This window comes from Neobacillus drentensis, assembly GCF_036966985.1.
In the GTDB taxonomy this organism is placed as follows: domain Bacteria; phylum Bacillota; class Bacilli; order Bacillales; family Cytobacillaceae; genus Neobacillus; species Neobacillus drentensis_E.
Map to the genome: position 1 here is coordinate 1 of NZ_JBALSN010000641.1, position 1,673 is coordinate 1,673.

The following is a 1,673-nucleotide window of genomic DNA, read 5'->3' on the forward strand; positions in this document are numbered from 1 at the left end:
GAGGATGAAGGAAGAGAATAACCAGACTAGCTGCCTCAATGCCTGTCGGTAGGCTAAAGAAGTGGGCGAAAACTAATTCTACTGACTACACTCGTAGAAGTATAAGTGCCAAGATCTTTGCACACGGGTTCAACTCCCGTCATTTCCACTAAAAAAACAACTAATTTTTTACCGCAGTAGTAAAGTGGCAGTCCATTCGGCGTCTAACCGATCGGTCGTAGGTTCGAGTCCTACCTGCGGAGTTTAGTCCAACAAAGACACTAGGAAACTGGTCAGGGCGGGAACGCAGCAGCCATAACTAGTGAAATTGTGTGGGCTATTACATAGATCAAAAAAGCTCAAAACGCTAAACTCCATTTTAATTCGGAGGTTAGCGTTTTTTTCTTCAAAAATATGGTATAAGAAAGTGTGAAACCTATACTTATACCCACGCGAACGTCTTAACAGTATTTTTTGGGTTTTTAGAATAAACATAGAAGATAGTGATTACGGCCATTGAAATGTACCACCTCTGACATAGTTTTACCACCGATTGACAAAGAAAGTACCAAAGAATGACAGACTGTTTACCACTGCAATCCATCTTGTGATAAAAGATATAAAACCATAGTTTTTAGTATCAAAATGTTATAAAAAATTTGACTTTCAATTAGTTCGGTATTCAAGGCAAAAAAGTATATGTGATCACCTATGGCGACTTGGTACACAAAGCCGTTTATGCTTACAGCACAGCGTTTATTTACGATGTTCCAAATGAATGGCTTCCTAAAGAACTGCGAATTCCTGACAGTAGTGGCCAACCCACTGATGAACCATCCACTGGAGAGAAGCTAATCGAGTATCAAATTAGTCCAGAAGCAGAACTCACTGCTACCATTCCTAAAAATGGGACGCTGCGTGTAAAAGTAGGAGATACGATCAAAGTGAAGCGGACAGGAAGCATGGAGTCTTATGCCCGCATTCTCCTCACTACAGGTGCGGCAGAATGGGGTGAAAAGACAGGCGATGAAAATTCTTCAATAATAAAAGCGGTAAAACCAGGGACATCCACCTTAAGTTTCTTGCCGCTCAATGATTGGGAATTAGAATACGCGATTACTATTAAAGTGGAATAAAGGAAGGTAAATATCGAAGGATCATCCTAAACATGAACGCCCACTATCTGCAATAGTGGGCGCTTCTCTCATAAAATGGAAGTAAGTGTGTAACCCTTCTAAATTTAATGTATTTTTAGCAGCGTTTTATCAATTGCACGGACTTCATCATAGGAATTTACTAATCTATCGGGTACCAACGTTCTGCCAAAATCCCAGGCATTGGTTTCTATTTTAGCTAGAAACTGTGCTTTTTCATCATCCTCAAAATACTTTAACACCCGTAAATCATGTTTTTTGTCCTTAAAAACTAAATAATAACCGAGCTGACGATAGAGAATAAGTTTGACGCAGTCTTCATCCGTCTCTTTAATTTTAAAGTTAATATTCGCAATGTATCCATTAATTTGTAAATAGTTAAACTTAAGGGTATTAGTAGACACGTTAAAACTCATCGGTGCGGGTAAGGTATTGTTAAATTCATAATCAATTGTTATTTTGTGCTCTTGCAATGTATGTTCAATAATTCTTTCAATATCTCTTATATAAAGCATCTTTTAAAAACTACTCCTTTTTATT

2 protein-coding genes, 1 tRNA gene and 2 other RNA genes are annotated in these 1,673 nt (G+C 38.0%); 4 read left to right on the forward strand and 1 reads right to left on the reverse strand.

Features of this window, described 5'->3' with window-relative positions:
* From ssrA to V7659_RS29655, 4 genes are all read left to right on the forward strand, one after another.
* Nucleotides 1–151, forward strand: a transfer-messenger RNA (tmRNA) gene (gene ssrA / locus V7659_RS29640); the annotation flags it as partial.
* Between the two features lie 19 nt (nt 152–170).
* Nucleotides 171–242: transfer RNA gene (locus V7659_RS29645), tRNA-Arg, on the forward strand.
* Nucleotides 242–325, forward strand: an RNA gene (gene ffs, locus V7659_RS29650) — signal recognition particle sRNA small type. The genes V7659_RS29645 and ffs overlap by 1 nt, the downstream gene beginning before the upstream one ends.
* A 355-nt stretch (nt 326–680) precedes the next feature.
* Nucleotides 681–1,115 carry a hypothetical protein gene (locus V7659_RS29655; protein ID WP_335543620.1) on the forward strand — a complete coding sequence of 145 codons (435 nt, stop codon included), beginning with the start codon at nt 681–683 and terminating at the stop codon, nt 1,113–1,115.
* 104 nt (nt 1,116–1,219) lie between these two features.
* On the opposite strand, the gene V7659_RS29660 is transcribed toward V7659_RS29655, so the two are convergent.
* Nucleotides 1,220–1,648, reverse strand: a complete 429-nt coding sequence (locus tag V7659_RS29660) for a hypothetical protein (protein WP_335543621.1) — start codon at nt 1,646–1,648, stop codon at nt 1,220–1,222.
* Between the last annotated feature and the right edge of the window lie 25 nt (nt 1,649–1,673).